Here is a 15,636-nt window from a genome sequence, read left to right as displayed (position 1 = left end):
ACGGCCGAATTTTTATTCGGATGTCCTTGTTTCTGCTAGGAAGTCCTGGTAGTTGGGGTTTTCACCCTTCTACGGGATCATGGGCCGATCGACAAAAGGTGTTGCCGGGGTCTTGCGCCGTGTGCGGTGAGATCTGTCACGATGGCGGTACGGCCGCCCACTCGCACCCGTTACCCCGGGTTGGTGGGCGGACAGACGGCCGACCACCGGTACCCCGTCAATCGGCCCCGAGACCGAGGAGCGACAGGTGTCTGACAGCACCGCGCACGAAGAGCCGGAACTCATCCAGCTCCTGACCCCCGAAGGGGAGTTCGTCCAGCACCCCGACTACCCCCTCGACATCACTCCCGAGGAGGTCCGCGGCCTGTACCGCGACCTCGTGCTGGTACGGCGCGTCGACGCCGAGGCGGTCGCACTGCAACGCCAGGGGGAGCTGGGCCTGTGGGCCTCGCTCCTGGGGCAGGAGGCCGCGCAGATCGGTTCGGGCCGCGCGCTGCGGCCGAACGACATGGCCTTCCCCTCCTACCGCGACCACGGCGTGGCCTGGTGCCGCGGGGTCGACCACAAGCAGCTGCTCGGCATGTTCCGGGGGGTCACCAACGGGGGCTGGGACCCCGCCGAGCACGGCTTCCACCTCTACGCGATCGTCATCGGCAGCCAGACGCTGCACGCCACCGGGTACGCGATGGGCGTCCAGCGCGACGGCGCCGTCGGCGAGGACGGCACCGCGGTCATCACCTACTTCGGGGACGGCGCCACCAGCCAGGGCGACACCAACGAGGCGTTCAACTTCGCGGCGGTCAACAACGCGCCGATCGTCTTCTTCTGCCAGAACAACCAGTGGGCCATCTCCGAGCCGCTGGAACGCCAGTCCCGGGCGCCCATCTACCGGCGGGCGGCCGGGTTCGGCTTCCCCGGGGTCCGGGTGGACGGCAACGACGTGCTGGCGTGCCTGGCGGTCACCCGCAAGGCCCTGCGGAACGCGCGCGAGGGCCAGGGACCCACGCTCGTCGAGGCGTTCACCTACCGCATGGGCGCGCACACCACCTCCGACGACCCCAGCCGCTACCGGCCGTCGGCGGAGACCGAGGAGTGGAAGCTCAAGGACCCGATCAGCAGGGTCTGGTCCTACCTCGCGGCGAACGACCTGGCCGACGACGCCTTCTTCGCGGCCGTCGACGCCGAGGCCGAGGAACTGGGGGAGCGGGTGCGCCGCGACTGCCGCGCGCTGCCCGACCCCGCCCCGCTGGACATCTTCAACGAGGTCTACGCCGAACCGCACACCCACCTGGAGCGGCAGCGCGCGGAGTTCGCCGACTACCTGGCCTCTTTCGAGGGCGCGGAAGGGGTTGTCCGATGAGCGGGACGAGACTCACCCTCGGCAAGGCCATCAACGAGGGCCTGCGCCGGGCCATGGAGGACGACCCCAAGGTCCTGGTGATGGGCGAGGACGTCGGCAGGCTCGGCGGCGTCTTCCGGATCACCGACGGCCTGTACAAGGACTTCGGCTCCGACCGGGTGATCGACACCCCGCTGGCCGAGTCCGGCATCATCGGCACCGCGATCGGCCTGGCGCTGCGCGGCTACCGGCCGGTCTGCGAGATCCAGTTCGACGGCTTCTTCTTCCCGGCCACCAACCAGACGTTCACCCAGCTCGCCAAGATGCGGGCGCGCTCGGGCGGCACGGTGAAGCTGCCCGTCGTCATCCGCATCCCCTACGGCGGCGGCATCGGGGCGGTCGAGCACCACAGCGAGTCCCCCGAGGCGTACTTCGCGCACACCGCCGGGCTGCGGGTGGTCACCGTCGCCAACCCCGAGGACGCCTACTGGATGATCCAGCAGGCCGTGGCCTCCGACGACCCGGTGGTCTTCTTCGAGCCGAAGCGCCGCTACTGGGACAAGGCCGACGTCGTGACGGGCGGCGCCCCGGCCTCGGCCACCCCCATGGGCGCGGCCCGCGTGGCCCGGCAGGGCGCGGACGCCACCCTGCTGGCGTACGGGCCGATGGTCAAGACCGCGCTGCAGGCGGCCGAAGCCGACACCGAGCACTCCATCGAGGTCGTCGACCTGCGTTCGCTCTCCCCGGTGGACTACGACACCGTCATCGCGTCGGTCCGGCGCACCGGCCGCCTCGTCATCGCGCACGAGGCCCCGGTCAGCCACGGCCTGGGCGGCGAGATCGCCGCGCGCGTCACCGAGGAGTGCTTCTACCACCTGGAGGCCCCGGTCATCAGGGTCGGCGGGTTCGACACCCCGTACCCGCCGTCGCGGCTGGAGGACCACTACCTTCCGGACCTGGACCGGGTCCTGGACGGCATCGACCGCGCGTTCGCGTTCTGACGGGAGCCAGGTGGACATGACTCAGCAGGGCACGCAGCAGTTCAGGCTCCCCGATGTCGGGGAAGGGCTGACCGAGGCCGAGATCCTCTCCTGGAGCGTGAAGCCGGGCGACGAGGTGAAGGTCAACCAGGTCATCTGCGAGATCGAGACGGCCAAGGCCGCCGTCGAGCTGCCCAGCCCGTTCGCGGGCACGGTCACCGAACTCCTGGTGGAGACCGGGGCGACGGTGGACGTGGGCACTCCGATCATCACGGTCGACACCGGGGGCGGGGACGCCGCGCCGCAGGGCGCCGCCGAGCCCGCGGCCGCCGTGCCGACCGAGCGGGAGGAGCCGGAGAAGCGCGAACCGGTCCTGGTGGGCTACGGGGTGAAGGCGGGCGCCACCCGGCGCCGGGCGCGCCGGGCTCCCGGAGGCCCGGAGGCCGGGACCCGGGAGCCGTCCGGGCCGGCGCGTGTCGAACCCGCCGCTCCCGCTCCCGCGGAGCGGGTCGTGGTCCTGGCCAAGCCGCCGGTGCGCAAGCTCGCCAAGGACCTCGGCGTCGACCTGACGGCGGTGGCGGCCGGCGGTCCCGGCGGGATCGTCACGCGCGAGGACGTGCAGCGGCACGCCGCCGCCGCGGCCGCCGCGCCCGTCCCCGAGGCCCCGCTCCGGACGCCTCCGGGACCGGCGGAGGACGTCGCGGACCGGGCGGCCAGGGAGCAGCGCGTCCCGATCAGGGGAGTGCGCAGGCACACGGCGGCGGCGATGGTGAACAGCGCGTTCACCGCGCCGCACGTGACGGAGTTCCTGCAGGTGGACGTCACCAGGATGATGAAGTCCGTGCGAAAGCTCCGCGAGCGCCCGGAGTTCGCGGGGGTGAAGGTCTCCCCGCTGCTGCTGGTGGCCAGGGCCCTCGTCACGGCGGTGCGCCGCCACCCGGAGGTCAACGCCTCCTGGGACGAGGACGCGCAGGAGATCGTGGTCAAGCGGTACGTGAACCTGGGGATCGCGGCGGCCACCGAGCGCGGCCTGGTCGTGCCGAACATCAAGGACGCCGACCGCCTGCCGCTGCCGGAACTGGCCAGGGCCCTGCAGGCCCTCACCGACACGGCGAGGGCGGGGCGGACCACTCCGGCCGACATGAGCGGCGGCACCATCACGATCACCAACGTGGGCGTCTTCGGTGTGGACGCGGGCACCCCCATCCTCAACCCGGGCGAGGCCGCGATCCTGGCCTTCGGCCAGATCCGCGACATGCCGTGGGTCCACAAGGGCAGGCTGAAGATCCGCAAGGTGACGACGCTGTCGCTGTCCTTCGACCACCGGCTGGTCGACGGGGAGCTGGGCTCCAAGGTCCTGCGCGACGTCGGCCTGATGCTGGAGGACCCCGAGACGGTGGCACTGGCCTGGGGATAGGAGACGGCCGGAGAACCCGGCGGCCCCCGGTCCGGGGGCCGCCTCACGTGCTCAGGCCCCTGGTTTCCCGCTGATCGTGGCCTTTCGGGGGTCTCGACCGCTTCCGAGACCCCCGAAAGGCCACGATCAGCGGGTCGGGTCAACCCGCTATGGGGTTTCCGGCGCGGGGGTGAATTCGGGCACCGGTGGTTTTGTTGACGGTCGTGGGCTTTCTGCCCGTTTCGGGGCCGGGAAGGGCAGAAGGCCCACGACCGTCAACGGAACCCTCACGCGACGGACGTCATGGGCGCGGCCCTGACCTCCACCCGCCGTCGCCGCCCGCCGGGACCTCGCGATCCGCGTGGCGTGAGGCCGAACGACCCACCCGAAGCACCGGCACGCCGAACCACCCCCGCGCCGGAGACCGCCTAGGCGGCGCTGAGGCGCAGGGAGTGGTGGGGGGCGTGGCGTGGGGCCGGAGCGGCGATGTGGAGCGGGCGCAGCGGGTTGATGAGGGCGGCGGCTCCCGAGGGGTCGCTCGCGGGGTGCGTGATGGTCGAGCCGAGGACGTCGTTCCAGATGAACTTGCCGTCCCGGCACCAGACGTTGAGCCCGCAGCGGGTGGAGACGATCGCGACGTCGGCGGAGCCCGCCTGGAACAGGGGGCGGGCCTGGCGGGCGTTCAGTTCGCTGAAGAGGGCCTCGACCGAGCGGTCGGCGCGGAAGCCGTGCCGGGGGGCGCGCTTCACGCGGGCCGCTTCCGCCAACTTCGCCCGGTGGGACCGGGGGTTGTTCAGTCGCGGGTGACTCAAGACGTCTCCTGACGGGTGTGGCTCGGGTACTTCCGCGGTGGCCGCGGCAGCACACCATTCATCGTTCGGGAGCCGCCGGCTGCGACCGCCCGGACCGCCGGACGAGGCGGTCGGAGAATCCTCAATCTTTGCGAGGGTCAGGGTTCACCGTTACCTCGTAGTTATCCTCGCGTCCGGATGTTAGCAGGAAACCGCTGCGGGTAGGCGAGTCCGGGAAATGTATGCCATCTCACATCGTGATCATCCCGAAATCACGATATGGAGAACGTTTTGCCTGGTCATTGCCTGTTTGGCGCGGCTCTGAGGCGTCCGTGCGCCCGAGGCGGGCGGAAAAGTCCCCGGCCGTCCGCCCTGGAGTCGCCGCTTTCGGTCCTCCTTGTGTAGTAGGGGGTCCGTGCGCCGCATCCGGCGGGTTCGCCGCGCAAACGCCGTCCGCGTGTGTTCTGCGCCTCGGTGCGCGGGCCGTGGGCGGTGGGAGGGGCCGGGGTCCGGAGCTAGCATAGATACAACATGCATACAAAGATCTCGGCGGCGGACCGGGCGTACGCCCACGCGAAGCAGGCCATCCTCGGCGGGCGGTACCCCGGCGGCGAGCTCGTCAGCGAGGGCGACATCGCGGCGGACGTGGGCGTGTCCCGAACGCCCGTGCGCGAGGCGCTGCTCCGGTTGGAGGTCGAGGGCCTCGTCCGGCTCTACCCCAAGCGAGGGGCGCTCATCGTGCCGGTGTCGCAGCAGGAGATCGACGACGTGATCGAGACCCGGCGCCTCATCGAGGGCTTCACCGCCCGGGTGGCGGCCGGGGCGGACACCCGGGCGCGCGCCGCGCTGGTCGAAGCGCTCACCGCGCGGCTGGCCGAGATGCGGGCCCGCCTGGAGCCCGGCAGCCAGGAGTTCGTCCACGCGGACCGGGACTTCCACCGGCTGGTCGTCGCCGCGGGCGGCAACGCCATCCTCACCGGCCTGTACGACTCCCTGCGCGACCGCCAGCTGCGGATGATGAGGGCCGGAATGCGGGGGACCGACCGAATGCTGCGCAACATCGAGGAACACACCGCGATCCTGACCGCGATCCGGGACGCAGACCCCGCGGCGGCCGAAAGGGCGGTGCACGCCCATATGGACCACGCCGCGGAGCTATTGGGGGCGAAGCGATGAGTATCGACGCGAGACGGGACGCTTCGGCGGGTCGGAGAAGGTCCGATGACCGGACCAACGTGGCGGCGCGCGATGCGGCCGATCCGCCGGGCGGCGCCCGCGCGTGGCTTGTGTGGGGCGTGGCCGCGGCCGTCTACTTCCTGGCGATGTTCCACCGCAACGGCATGAGCGCGGCGGCCCTGCAGGCGCAGGAGCGCTTCGACGTCGGACCGGCCCTGCTGTCCGCGCTGCCCATGGTGCAACTGGCCGTCTACGTGGTCCTCCAGGTGCCCTCAGGGGTTCTCGCGGACCGCCTGGGGCCGCGCAGGTCGCTGCTGATCGGCCTGGGTGTCATGGCGGTCGGCGTGATCCTGTTCGCCGTCGCGCCGGAGATCCGCTCGGCCGTGGCGGGCCGGGTGCTCATCGGCGCGGGCGACGCGCTGGTCTTCCTCAACGTGATCCGGATCGGCGCCCTGTGGTTCCCCCGGCACCAGTACGCCCTCGTCAGCGCGTTGACCGGGCTCACCGGGGGGATCGGGCAGATCGTCAGCGTCGCGCCGCTGTCGGCGCTGCTGCGCGGGGTCGGCTGGGAGGCGTCCTTCCTGGGCGCGGGCGCGGTCAGCGTGCTGATCGGACTCCTGGTGCTGCTGGCGGTCCGGGACCACCCCGGGGGCCACGCCGAGTCCGCGCACGCCGCCCCCGTCTCGGTGCTGGAGAGCGTCAGGGAGGCGCTGTCCACCCGCGGACCGCAGGTCGGCATGGCCGCGCACGCGGTCATCATGGTGCCGTTCGGCGTCCTGGGCATCCTGTGGGGCTACCCGCTGCTGGAGCAGGGCTACGGCCTCTCCCCGGGGCTGACCGGCCTGCTGCTGACCGGCGCGGCGGTCGTCCCGATGGGCCTGGTGCCGTTCCTGGCCCGGCTCACCGGCAGCCGGCCGGGGCTGCGCAAGCCGCTGGGCCTCACGCTGTCCTGGACGATCTCACTGGCCTGGCTGGCCGTGGTGGTCTGGCCCGGGGGGCTGCCCCCGCTGGAGGTCACCGGGGCGGTGGTCGTGGCCAGCGCCTTCGGCGCGGTCCTGGCCCCGTCGGTGTCCTTCGACTACGCCCGTGACGGCATGCCCGCGCACCGCACCGGTGTCGCCTCGGGCCTGGTCAACATGAGCGGCTTCACGTCGATCACGGTCGGCGTGGTGGGCGCCGGGGTCCTGCTGGACCTCCAGGGCGCCGACGCGTCCTTCCAGCTCGCCTTCGTGCCCATGACGGCGGTCTCGCTCCTGGCCGCGGCCACCCTGACGCTCCTGCTCCGGGGTTATCCGAAGCGGGACTGACGCAGGGACACCGGGGGCCGGACCCCGCTCAGGGATCCGGCCCCCGGCGCTCATCGCCAGAACATCGCTAGAACGCGGACTCGGGAACGTCCATCAGGTCGAGCGTGGTGCGCTCGGCGATCCTGCGCTCGACGGCCAGGCGCGGCAGGACCTGGTCGGCGAAGAAGCGCGCGGCGGCGATCTTGCCGGTGTAGAAGTCCCGGTCGGACTCGCTCGCGCCGTCGAGGCGGGACAGCGCCACCTCGGCCTGGCGCAGCAGCAGCCAGCCCAGCACGACATCGCCCAGGCCCAGCAGCAGGCGGGTGCTGTTCAGACCCACCTTGTAGACCTCGCGGGGCTCCTCGACGGAGCGCATCGCATCGCCGACCATGCTCTCCACGATCGCCTGGACGTCGGCCGCGGCCTCGGCGAGCAGGGCGCGCTCGTTCTTGAGCTGCCCGTTGCCCGCCTCGCCGGAGGCGAACGCCTGGATCTCTCCCATCAGCGCGCCCAGCGCCTGGCCGCCGTTCTTCACGATCTTGCGGAAGAACAGGTCCATGCCCTGGATCGCGGTGGTGCCCTCGTAGAGGGTGTCGATCTTGGCGTCCCGGATGTACTGCTCGATCGGGTACTCCTGCAGGTAGCCCGAACCGCCCAGGGTCTGCAGGGACTCGGACAGCAGCGCGTAGGAGCGCTCCGAGCCCACGCCCTTGACCAGCGGCAGCAGCAGGTCGTTCAGGGCCGAGGCGGCGGAGGCGTCCTCGCCCGCGGCCTGGGCGATCTGGATCGCGTCCTGCTGGGTGGCGGTGTAGACGACCAGCGCGCGCAGCGCCTCGGCGTAGGCCTTCTGCGTCATGAGGCTGCGGCGCACGTCGGGGTGGTGGGTGATGGTCACCCGCGGCGCGCTCTTGTCGGACTGCCGGGTCAGGTCGGCGCTCTGCACGCGCTCCTTGGCGTACTCCAGCGCGTTGAGGTAGCCGGTGGACAGGGTGGCGATGGCCTTCGTGCCGACCATCATGCGGGCGTACTCGATGACGAGGAACATCTGCCGGATGCCGTCGTGCTTGTCGCCGACCAGGTAGCCGACGGCGGGGTGCTTGTCGCCGAAGGTCAGCTCGCAGGTGGTGGAGGCCTTCAGGCCCATCTTGTGCTCGACGTTGGTCACGTAGGCGCCGTTGCGCTCGCCCAGCGTCCCGTCCTCGTTGACCAGGTACTTGGGCACGAGGAAGAGGGAGAGGCCCTTGGTGCCGGGGCCGTGGCCCTCGGGGCGGGCCAGCACGAGGTGGTAGATGTTCTCGGACATGTCGTGCTCGGCCGAGGTGATGAAGCGCTTGACGCCCTCGATGTGCCAGGTGCCGTCGTCCTGCTGGACCGCCTTGGTGCGCCCGGCGCCCACGTCCGAGCCCGCGTCGGGCTCGGTCAGGACCATGGTGGCGCCCCAGCCGCGCTCGATCGCCGTCTTGGCGAACTTCTTCTGCGCCTCGTTGCCCTCTTTCCAGAGGATGCTGGCGAAGCCGGGCCCGGCGGAGTACATGTGCACGGCGGGGTTGGCGCCCAGGATCAGCTCGGCCGCGGCCCACACGAGGGAGCGGGGGGCCTCACTGCCGCCCAGCTGGGCGGGCAGGTCCAGGCGGAACCACTCGGCGTCCATGTAGGCCTGGTAGGACCGCTTGAAGCTCTCGGGCATCCGCACCGTGTTGGTCCGGGGGTCGAACACCGGGGGGTTGCGGTCGGCGTCCTCGAAGGACTCGGCCACGACCCCGGTGGCGAGCCGGTTGACCTCGTCCAGGATGGTGCGGGCGGTGTCCTCGTCGAGTTCCTCGAACGGGCCGGTTCCCAGCACGTCCTGGCGCTTGAAGACCTCGAACAGGTTGAACTCGAGGTCGCGAAGGTTGCTCTTGTAATGCGTCATGGCCCGCGCTCCGCTGTGTCATGGCCGCTGCGTGTGCACAGCCGATCTACTGACTGGTAACAAACCGATGTTACTACCCAGTAGTAGTGCTGTGCCAGTAGGGGGCGGGTGACGCCTCTATGACCCGATGGCCATCACCCGCGCGATCGCGTCCAGCAGCGCGCCCACCTCGGGCAGGGGCCCCTCGCCGAGGTCGAGCCGGCGTCCGTCCCTGGTCCACCGGGCCAGCCGGGTCCGGCGCTCGGTGCGCCGGCCGCGTGCCTGGTGGTCCGCCTCCAGCAGGAAGAAGTCCGGGTCGCCCGGTCCGAGGAACGGGTCGTCCGTCCGGGTTCCGCACACCAGGTAGGCCTCGCCCGCGCGCAGCGGCTGGGGGAGTACGACCACGGCGGCCTCCAGTGATCCGCGGCGGGTGAAGACCGTGGTCAGTCCGGTGGAGGGCAGGCGCTGCCCTTCGGGGATCCCGGCCCCCGCCCGCTGCCAGGCCCCGTGCAGTCCGTCGGCCAGCAGGCCCTCGCGGGCCAGGGTGAAGAACCGGTGGCCGAGCTGGAAGGTGATCGCGCGCAGTACGACGTTGGTGAAGTCGTGGTGGTGCCGCCGGGGCGCGTCGTCGCCCCGGCCCGGCGGGTACCCGACACGCATCCTCTGGCCTCCGTGTGAAGTGCTGGAAGCACTATTCTCCCGAGTTTCGGGTATTGCCTCCGACATGCCCGGAAGGGGTGGGAGCGAAGCGGCGGGGAGACGTTCGTCACTCCTCCGCCGGCCGCATCCGCGCCAGTCCGCGCGCGATGCCGTGGGGGACGCGGTGATCAGGGCCCGGCCGGGGAGAAGGCCCGTCCTCGGCGAAATGCCATGATTCGCGGTTTTAACGGGGAAATGAGTACTTAGTACGGTTATGTAATCATTAGCCCGTGTTGACGTAATGTTCCGAAAGCCACTTGAATCGACGCATCGACTGATTTCTGCGTGAATAGCGGTGCGGAGGCCGTTCATGGACGGGCAGAGGCTGACGGTGCTGTTCTTCCCTGAGAGCGCCTACGGTCCGACGAACAACTGCATTGGCATCGGCGACGTGCTGCGCGGCAGGGGGCACCGGGTGGTGTTCGCCGCGGAGTCCTCCTGGAAGGGGCGGCTGGCCGTGCACGGCTTCGAGGAGAGGCTGGTGCGCCTGGAGCCGCCGGGGGAGGGCGGCGAACCCGAGGAGCCGGGGCAGTTCTGGAAGGACTACGTCGCCGCCATCAAACCGGAGTTCCAACGGTCCACGTCCGAGCAGCTGACCACGGTCATCTCGGACATCTTCGCGACCCTGGTCGAGGGTGCCGAGTACGCCGAACCGCAGCTCAAACGGATCATCGACGAGGTCCGCCCGGACGTCGTCGTCGAGGACAACGTGGTGCTGTTCCCCGCGCTGGCCACCGCGGGCGTGCCGTTCGTGCGCATCGCCTCGTGCAACCCGCTGGAGGTCCCCGGGACGGACGTCCCGCCGATCTTCTCGGGGTTCCCGTCCAACGACCGCAGCCATTGGGCGGGCTTCCGCGCCGAGTTCGAGCGCACCCACCGCGACCTGTGGGCCGGCTTCAACGAGTGGGTGCAGGCCCAGGGCGCCGGACCGCTGCCCTACCTGCGCTTCCTGCCCGAGGCCGACGTGAACCTCTACCTCTACCCCGAGATCGCCGACTACGTGGACCGCCGGGAGATGAACCCCAACTGGGTCCGGCTGGAGTCCTCGGTGCGGCGCACCGACGAGCCGTTCGAGATCCCGGCGAAGATCGCGCGGGGAGAGGGCTCGCTGGTGTACTTCAGCCTGGGCTCCCTCGGCTCGGCCGACGTGGAGCTGATGCAGCGGCTCATCGACATGCTGGAGCACACCGCGCACCGCTACATCGTCTCGATGGGGCCGCGGCACCGGGAGCTCCGGCTGCCGGACAACATGTGGGGCGGGGAGTTCCTGCCCCAGACCACGATCCTTCCGCTGGTGGACCTGGTCATCACGCACGGCGGCAACAACACGGTCACCGAGTCGTTCCACTTCGGCAAGCCGATGCTGGTGCTGCCGCTGTTCTGGGACCAGTACGACAACGCCCAGCGCGTCCAGGAACTCGGATTCGGCGAACGCCTGGACACCTACCGGGTCTCCTTTCGGGAACTGCACGAGGCCATGGAGCGGTTGCTCGGCAACGCCTGGCTGCGCCAGCACCTGCACGAGATCGGCGCGGAGATCCGGAACCGGAACGGACTCGACCTCGCGGCGGACGAGATCGAGCGGGTGGGCCGGCGGTAGGCGATGACAGAAATCGACAAAGCCGCTGGTCGGCGACTGATTCAAGTGTTTCAGCCGCCCGGAGGTATGGAATTGTGGGCTGATGCCCTCTTTCGATCATGATTCAAAGCTGATAATCACGTAACAAGGTGTTCTATAAATAGGCGTGAAGCGGTTTTTCCGCCCCTTTCCCGACAGGTGGTGCCCTGACTGATGGCCGATCAGAAACTGACGGTGCTGTTCCTGCCCGAAAGCGCGTACGGTCCGACGAACAACTGCATCGGTATCGGTGACATCCTGCTGAAGCGGGGGCACCGGGTGGTGTTCGCCGCGGAGTCCTCCTGGAAGGGGCGGCTGGCCCCGCTGGGCTTCGAGGAGGCTCTGGTCGACCTCACGCCGCCGTCGGAGGACGGCGGCGAGCAGGACGCCGGGCAGTTCTGGAAGGACTACATCACGCAGATCTCCCCCGAGTTCCGCAAGTCCACCACCGAGCAGCTGGAGACGGTGACCAGGCCGATCCTCGAGGAGCTGATCGCGGGGGTCGAGTACGCCGAACCGCAGCTCAAACGGATCATCGACGAGGTCCGCCCGGACGTCGTCGTCGAGGACAACGTGGTGCTGTTCCCCGCGCTGGCCACCGCGGGCGTGCCGTTCGTGCGCATCGTCTCCTGCAACCCGCTGGAGGTCCCCGGAAAGGCCGTGCCGCCCGCGTTCTCGGGGCTGTCCAGCGGGGACCACGAGGCGGCCGCGGCGTTCCGGGCCGAGTACGAGCGCACCCACGGCGAACTCTGGGCCCGGTTCGACGAGTACGTCCAGGCCCAGGGCGCCCCCGCGCTCCCCCACATGGAGTTCATGCCCGAGGCCGACGTGAACCTCTACCTCTTCCCGGAGGTCGCCGACTACGTGGACCGCCGCCCGCTCGGCGAGAAGTGGCACCGGCTGGACTCCTCGGTCCGGCGCGTCGACGCGGAGGCCCGGGTCCCCGACCACATCGCCTCGGGCGGCGGCTCGCTGGTCTACTTCAGCCTGGGCTCGCTCGGTTCGGCCGACGTGGAGCTGATGCGCGAGGTCATCGGCGTCCTGGCCGACACCCCGCACCGCTACATCGTCTCCAAGGGCCCGCGGCACGACGAGATCGAGCTCCCCGGCAACATGTGGGGAGCGGAGTTCCTGCCACAGACCACGATCCTTCCGCTGGTGGACCTGGTCATCACGCACGGCGGCAACAACACGGTCACCGAGTCCCTGCACTTCGGAAAGCCGATGGTGGTGCTGCCGCTGTTCTGGGACCAGTACGACAACGCCCAGCGCGTCCACGAGATCGGCCTCGGGGAGCGGCTGGACACGTACCGCTTCACGCCCGAGGAGCTGCGCACCGCGATGGAGAGCCTCCTGGGCAACGCGAGTCTGCGCCGCAACCTCACCGAGATCGGGGAGGAGATCCGCAGCCGCGAGGGCGTCACGCGCGCGGCCGACCTGATCGAGTCCGCCGCCCGCTGAGACCCCGCCTTCCGCCAGGGGAGGACCGCCTCGCAGCGCAAAGCCCCGATGCAATTGCATCGGGGCATTTCCGTGCGGGTGCCCTTCTCCAGCGGCGCCCACTACGTCGTGTCACCGGTGAGGTCGTCTGCCCCCCACATCGACAGGCACATCTCCGCGGCGACCGAGCCGTACCGCTGCCGGGGGCGCGGCGGTCCCGGGCGACGCCGAACGCGGAACGGCAGGCGGGACCGAGTGGTGGACCCCTGCGCGGTTCTGCGGTGATCGGAGCTCCCGGCGCCGGCGTGGACCGGCCGCGGTCCCGGCCTCGCCGACGCCAGGAGCCGGCACGTATCGGTCAGTCCTCCGCCGGGCCCACGCTCAGGGCGTCCTTGGACTCGTCCAGGTCGACCCTGACGGTGTCGCCCTCGACGAGGTCGCCCGCGAGCAGGGCGCGGGCCAGCGGGTCGCCGATGGCGGCCTGGACCAGGCGGCGCAGCGGACGGGCGCCGTAGACCGGGTCGTAGCCGGTCAGGGCGAGCCACTCGCGGGCGGCCGGAGTGACGTCCAGGTTCAGGCGGCGGTCGGCCAGCCGCCTGGCGAGTCGGTCCACCTGCAGGTCCACGATCCTGGTCAGCTCGTCGGTGGACAGCGAGTCGAACACGATCACGTCGTCCAGCCGGTTCAGGAACTCCGGCTTGAACGTGTTGCGCACCACCTGCATCACCTTGTCGTGGCGCTCGGCCTCCCCGATGGCGGGATCGACCAGGAACTGCGAGCCGAGGTTGGAGGTGAGGACCAGGATGGTGTTCCTGAAGTCCACGTGCCGGCCCTGGCCGTCGGTGAGGCGCCCGTCGTCGAGCACCTGGAGCAGGGTGTCGAAGACCTCGATGTGCGCCTTCTCCACCTCGTCCAGCAGCACCACGGTGTACGGCCGGCGCCGCACCGCCTCGGTGAGCTGGCCGCCCTCCTCGTAGCCGACGTACCCGGGAGGCGCTCCGACCAGGCGGGACACCGAGTGCTTCTCGGAGTACTCGCTCATGTCGACGCGCACGATCGCGCGCTCGTCGTCGAACAGGAACTCCGCCAGCGCCTTGGCCAGCTCCGTCTTCCCCACACCCGTGGGGCCCAGGAACAGGAAGGAGCCGGTGGGCCGGTCCGGGTCGGAGATCCCGGCGCGGGCGCGGCGCACCGCGTCCGAGACCGCGGTCACCGCCTTGGACTGGCCGATCAGCCTCCTGCCGAGCTCGTCCTCCATGCGCAGCAGCTTGGCGGTCTCGCCCTCCAGCAGCCGTCCGACCGGGATGCCGGTCCACGAGGACACGACGTCGGCCACGTCGTCCGCGCCGACCTCGTCCTTGACCATGGTGGCCTGCTCGCGCTCGGCCTCGCCCTCTTCGGACGCGGCCTCCTCCAGTTGGCGCTCCAGCTGCGGGATCTCCCCGTACATCAGCCGGGACGCCGCCTCGAAGTCGCCGTCGCGCTGGGCGCGCTCGGCCTGGCCGCGCAACCCGTCCAGCCGCTCCTTGAGCTCGCCGACCCGGTTCAGCCCGGCCTTCTCCTGCTCCCAGCGGGCGACCAGCGCGTTGAGCTGCTCCTGCCTGTCCGCCAGGTCCGCGCGCAACCGCTCCAGGCGGTGCTTGGAGGGGGCGTCGGACTCCTTCTCCAGCGCCAGCTCCTCCATCTTGAGCCGGTCCACGGCGCGCTGGAGCTCGTCGATCTCCACCGGACGGGAGTCGATCTCCATGCGCAACCGCGACGCCGCCTCGTCGATCAGGTCGATGGCCTTGTCGGGCAGGAACCGCGCGGTGATGTACCGGTCGGACAACGTGGCCGCCGCGACCAGCGCGGAGTCGGCGATCTGCACCTTGTGGTGCGCCTCGTACCGGCCCTTCAGGCCGCGCAGGATCGCGATCGTGTCCGCCGCGGAGGGCTCGCCCACCAGCACCTGCTGGAAGCGCCGCTCCAGCGCCGGGTCCTTCTCGATCCGCTCGCGGTACTCGTCCAGCGTCGTCGCGCCGACCATCCGGAGCTCGCCTCGGGCCAGCATCGGCTTGAGCATGTTCCCGGCGTCCATCGCGCCCTCGGCGGCGCCCGCGCCGACCATGGTGTGCAGCTCGTCGATGAACGTGACGACCTGGCCGTCGCTCTGCCTGATCTCGTTCAGGACGGCCTTGAGCCGCTCCTCGAACTCGCCCCGGTACTTGGCGCCCGCCACCATCGCGGACAGGTCCAGGGAGATGAGCCGCTTGCCGCGCAGGGACTCGGGCACGTCCCCGGCGACGATGCGCTGGGCCAGGCCCTCCACGACCGCGGTCTTGCCCACGCCCGGCTCGCCGATGAGCACGGGGTTGTTCTTGGTGCGCCGGGACAGCACCTGGACGACCCGGCGGATCTCGGCGTCCCGGCCGATCACCGGGTCGAGCTGGCCGTCGCGGGCCCGCTCGGTGAGGTCCACGCCGTACTTCTCCAGCGCCTGGTAGGTGTCCTCGGGGTTCTCCGAGGTGACCTTGGCGCCTCCGCGCACCCGCTCGAACGCCTCCAGCAGCGCCTCGGGCGTGGCGCCCGCCTCCCTGAGCAGGGCGGCGGCCGACCCGCCGTCGGCGGCGAGGCCGACCAGCAGGTGCTCGGTGGAGACGAAATCGTCCTCCAGCTGCTTGGCGCGCTGCGCCGCGGTGTTCAGCGAGACGATGAGCTGCCGGGAGCTGGCGGGGGCGCTGACCGTCGAACCCGCCGCCCGGGGCAGCGCGGCGACGGCCTTCTCGACGTCGGCGTCGAACCGGCCGGGGTCGACGCCGACCTCCTTGAGCAGGGGGCGGATGATCCCCTCGCTCTGGCCGAGCAGCGCGGCGAGCAGGTGGACGGGCTCCACCTGCGGGCTGCCGTCCGTGGTCGCCCGCCGGATGGCGGTCGACAACGCCTCCTGGCTCTTCTTGGTGAACTTGTACTCCACGACTCTCGCCGCTCCTTCCCCGAAAACGTGTGGTGTCCCTGGACCCCGCGCACCGCCGACCGGGTCC

Annotated in this window: 11 protein-coding genes; 7 read left to right on the top strand and 4 right to left on the bottom strand. The window is 70.7% G+C overall.

The features are described from left to right. Window positions 1-247: 247 nt before the first annotated feature. Genes pdhA through EV190_RS02960 form a run of 3 tightly spaced genes read left to right on the top strand, consistent with a single transcriptional unit; the run spans window position 248 to window position 3,736 of the window. Window positions 248-1,360 carry a pyruvate dehydrogenase (acetyl-transferring) E1 component subunit alpha gene (gene pdhA / locus EV190_RS02970; protein ID WP_133739822.1) on the top strand — a complete coding sequence of 371 codons (1,113 nt, stop codon included), beginning with the start codon at window positions 248-250 and terminating at the stop codon, window positions 1,358-1,360. After that, window positions 1,357-2,340 (top strand): alpha-ketoacid dehydrogenase subunit beta, encoded by a 984-nt coding sequence (locus tag EV190_RS02965; protein WP_133739821.1) that lies wholly within the window; start codon window positions 1,357-1,359, stop codon window positions 2,338-2,340. Before pdhA ends, EV190_RS02965 begins: the two co-directional genes overlap by 4 nt. A 16-nt stretch (window positions 2,341-2,356) precedes the next feature. Next, complete coding sequence (locus tag EV190_RS02960; RefSeq protein WP_133739820.1) at window positions 2,357-3,736, top strand: dihydrolipoamide acetyltransferase family protein; 1,380 nt, start codon at window positions 2,357-2,359, stop codon at window positions 3,734-3,736. 407 nt (window positions 3,737-4,143) lie between these two features. On the opposite strand, the gene EV190_RS02955 is transcribed toward EV190_RS02960, so the two are convergent. After that, window positions 4,144-4,527 carry a hypothetical protein gene (locus EV190_RS02955; protein ID WP_394345484.1) on the bottom strand — a complete coding sequence of 128 codons (384 nt, stop codon included), beginning with the start codon at window positions 4,525-4,527 and terminating at the stop codon, window positions 4,144-4,146. Window positions 4,528-5,037: 510 nt separating this feature from the next. On the opposite strand from EV190_RS02955, the gene EV190_RS02950 reads away from it, so the two are divergent. Both EV190_RS02950 and EV190_RS02945 read left to right on the top strand, forming a co-directional pair. Continuing rightward, the gene (locus tag EV190_RS02950) at window positions 5,038-5,682 is read left to right on the top strand and encodes a GntR family transcriptional regulator (RefSeq protein WP_133739819.1); all 645 of its coding nucleotides are present in this window, start codon (window positions 5,038-5,040) and stop codon (window positions 5,680-5,682) included. Then, window positions 5,679-6,989 carry an MFS transporter gene (locus EV190_RS02945; RefSeq protein WP_133739818.1) on the top strand — a complete coding sequence of 437 codons (1,311 nt, stop codon included), beginning with the start codon at window positions 5,679-5,681 and terminating at the stop codon, window positions 6,987-6,989. The genes EV190_RS02950 and EV190_RS02945 overlap by 4 nt, the downstream gene beginning before the upstream one ends. 67 nt (window positions 6,990-7,056) lie before the next feature. On the opposite strand, the gene EV190_RS02940 is transcribed toward EV190_RS02945, so the two are convergent. Beyond that, window positions 7,057-8,880: an acyl-CoA dehydrogenase gene (locus EV190_RS02940; protein ID WP_133739817.1), complete on the bottom strand. Its 1,824-nt coding sequence runs from the start codon at window positions 8,878-8,880 to the stop codon at window positions 7,057-7,059. Window positions 8,881-8,997: 117 nt separating this feature from the next. Continuing rightward, on the bottom strand, window positions 8,998-9,519 hold the full coding sequence (locus tag EV190_RS02935) for a hypothetical protein (protein ID WP_133739816.1): 522 nt from the start codon (window positions 9,517-9,519) through the stop codon (window positions 8,998-9,000). 349 nt (window positions 9,520-9,868) lie between these two features. On the opposite strand from EV190_RS02935, the gene EV190_RS02930 reads away from it, so the two are divergent. After that, window positions 9,869-11,158: a glycosyltransferase gene (locus tag EV190_RS02930; RefSeq protein ID WP_133739815.1), complete on the top strand. Its 1,290-nt coding sequence runs from the start codon at window positions 9,869-9,871 to the stop codon at window positions 11,156-11,158. Between the two features lie 192 nt (window positions 11,159-11,350). Continuing rightward, window positions 11,351-12,637 carry a glycosyltransferase gene (locus tag EV190_RS02925; RefSeq protein ID WP_133739814.1) on the top strand — a complete coding sequence of 429 codons (1,287 nt, stop codon included), beginning with the start codon at window positions 11,351-11,353 and terminating at the stop codon, window positions 12,635-12,637. A gap of 337 nt (window positions 12,638-12,974) precedes the next feature. Here EV190_RS02925 and clpB read toward each other — a convergent pair whose 3' ends face one another. Continuing rightward, window positions 12,975-15,569, bottom strand: a complete 2,595-nt coding sequence (gene clpB / locus EV190_RS02920) for an ATP-dependent chaperone ClpB (protein WP_133739813.1) — start codon at window positions 15,567-15,569, stop codon at window positions 12,975-12,977. Between the last annotated feature and the right edge of the window lie 67 nt (window positions 15,570-15,636).

This window comes from Actinorugispora endophytica (assembly GCF_004363075.1).
Taxonomy (GTDB): Bacteria; Actinomycetota; Actinomycetes; order Streptosporangiales; family Streptosporangiaceae; genus Actinorugispora; species Actinorugispora endophytica.
This window is presented reverse-complemented; position numbering and strand designations above follow the sequence as displayed.

What these genes read in the sequence shown, in the direction of transcription:
- EV190_RS02965 (WP_133739821.1), top strand. Translation starts at nt 1,357, where the DNA reads ATGAGCGGGACGAGACTCACCCTCGGCAAGGCCATCAACGAGGGCCTG.
- EV190_RS02960 (WP_133739820.1), top strand. Translation starts at nt 2,357, where the DNA reads ATGACTCAGCAGGGCACGCAGCAGTTCAGGCTCCCCGATGTCGGGGAA.
- EV190_RS02950 (WP_133739819.1), top strand. Translation starts at nt 5,038, where the DNA reads ATGCATACAAAGATCTCGGCGGCGGACCGGGCGTACGCCCACGCGAAG.
- EV190_RS02945 (WP_133739818.1), top strand. Translation starts at nt 5,679, where the DNA reads ATGAGTATCGACGCGAGACGGGACGCTTCGGCGGGTCGGAGAAGGTCC.
- EV190_RS02940 (WP_133739817.1), bottom strand. Translation starts at nt 8,880, where the DNA reads ATGACGCATTACAAGAGCAACCTTCGCGACCTCGAGTTCAACCTGTTC.
- EV190_RS02935 (WP_133739816.1), bottom strand. Translation starts at nt 9,519, where the DNA reads ATGCGTGTCGGGTACCCGCCGGGCCGGGGCGACGACGCGCCCCGGCGG.
- EV190_RS02930 (WP_133739815.1), top strand. Translation starts at nt 9,869, where the DNA reads ATGGACGGGCAGAGGCTGACGGTGCTGTTCTTCCCTGAGAGCGCCTAC.
- EV190_RS02925 (WP_133739814.1), top strand. Translation starts at nt 11,351, where the DNA reads ATGGCCGATCAGAAACTGACGGTGCTGTTCCTGCCCGAAAGCGCGTAC.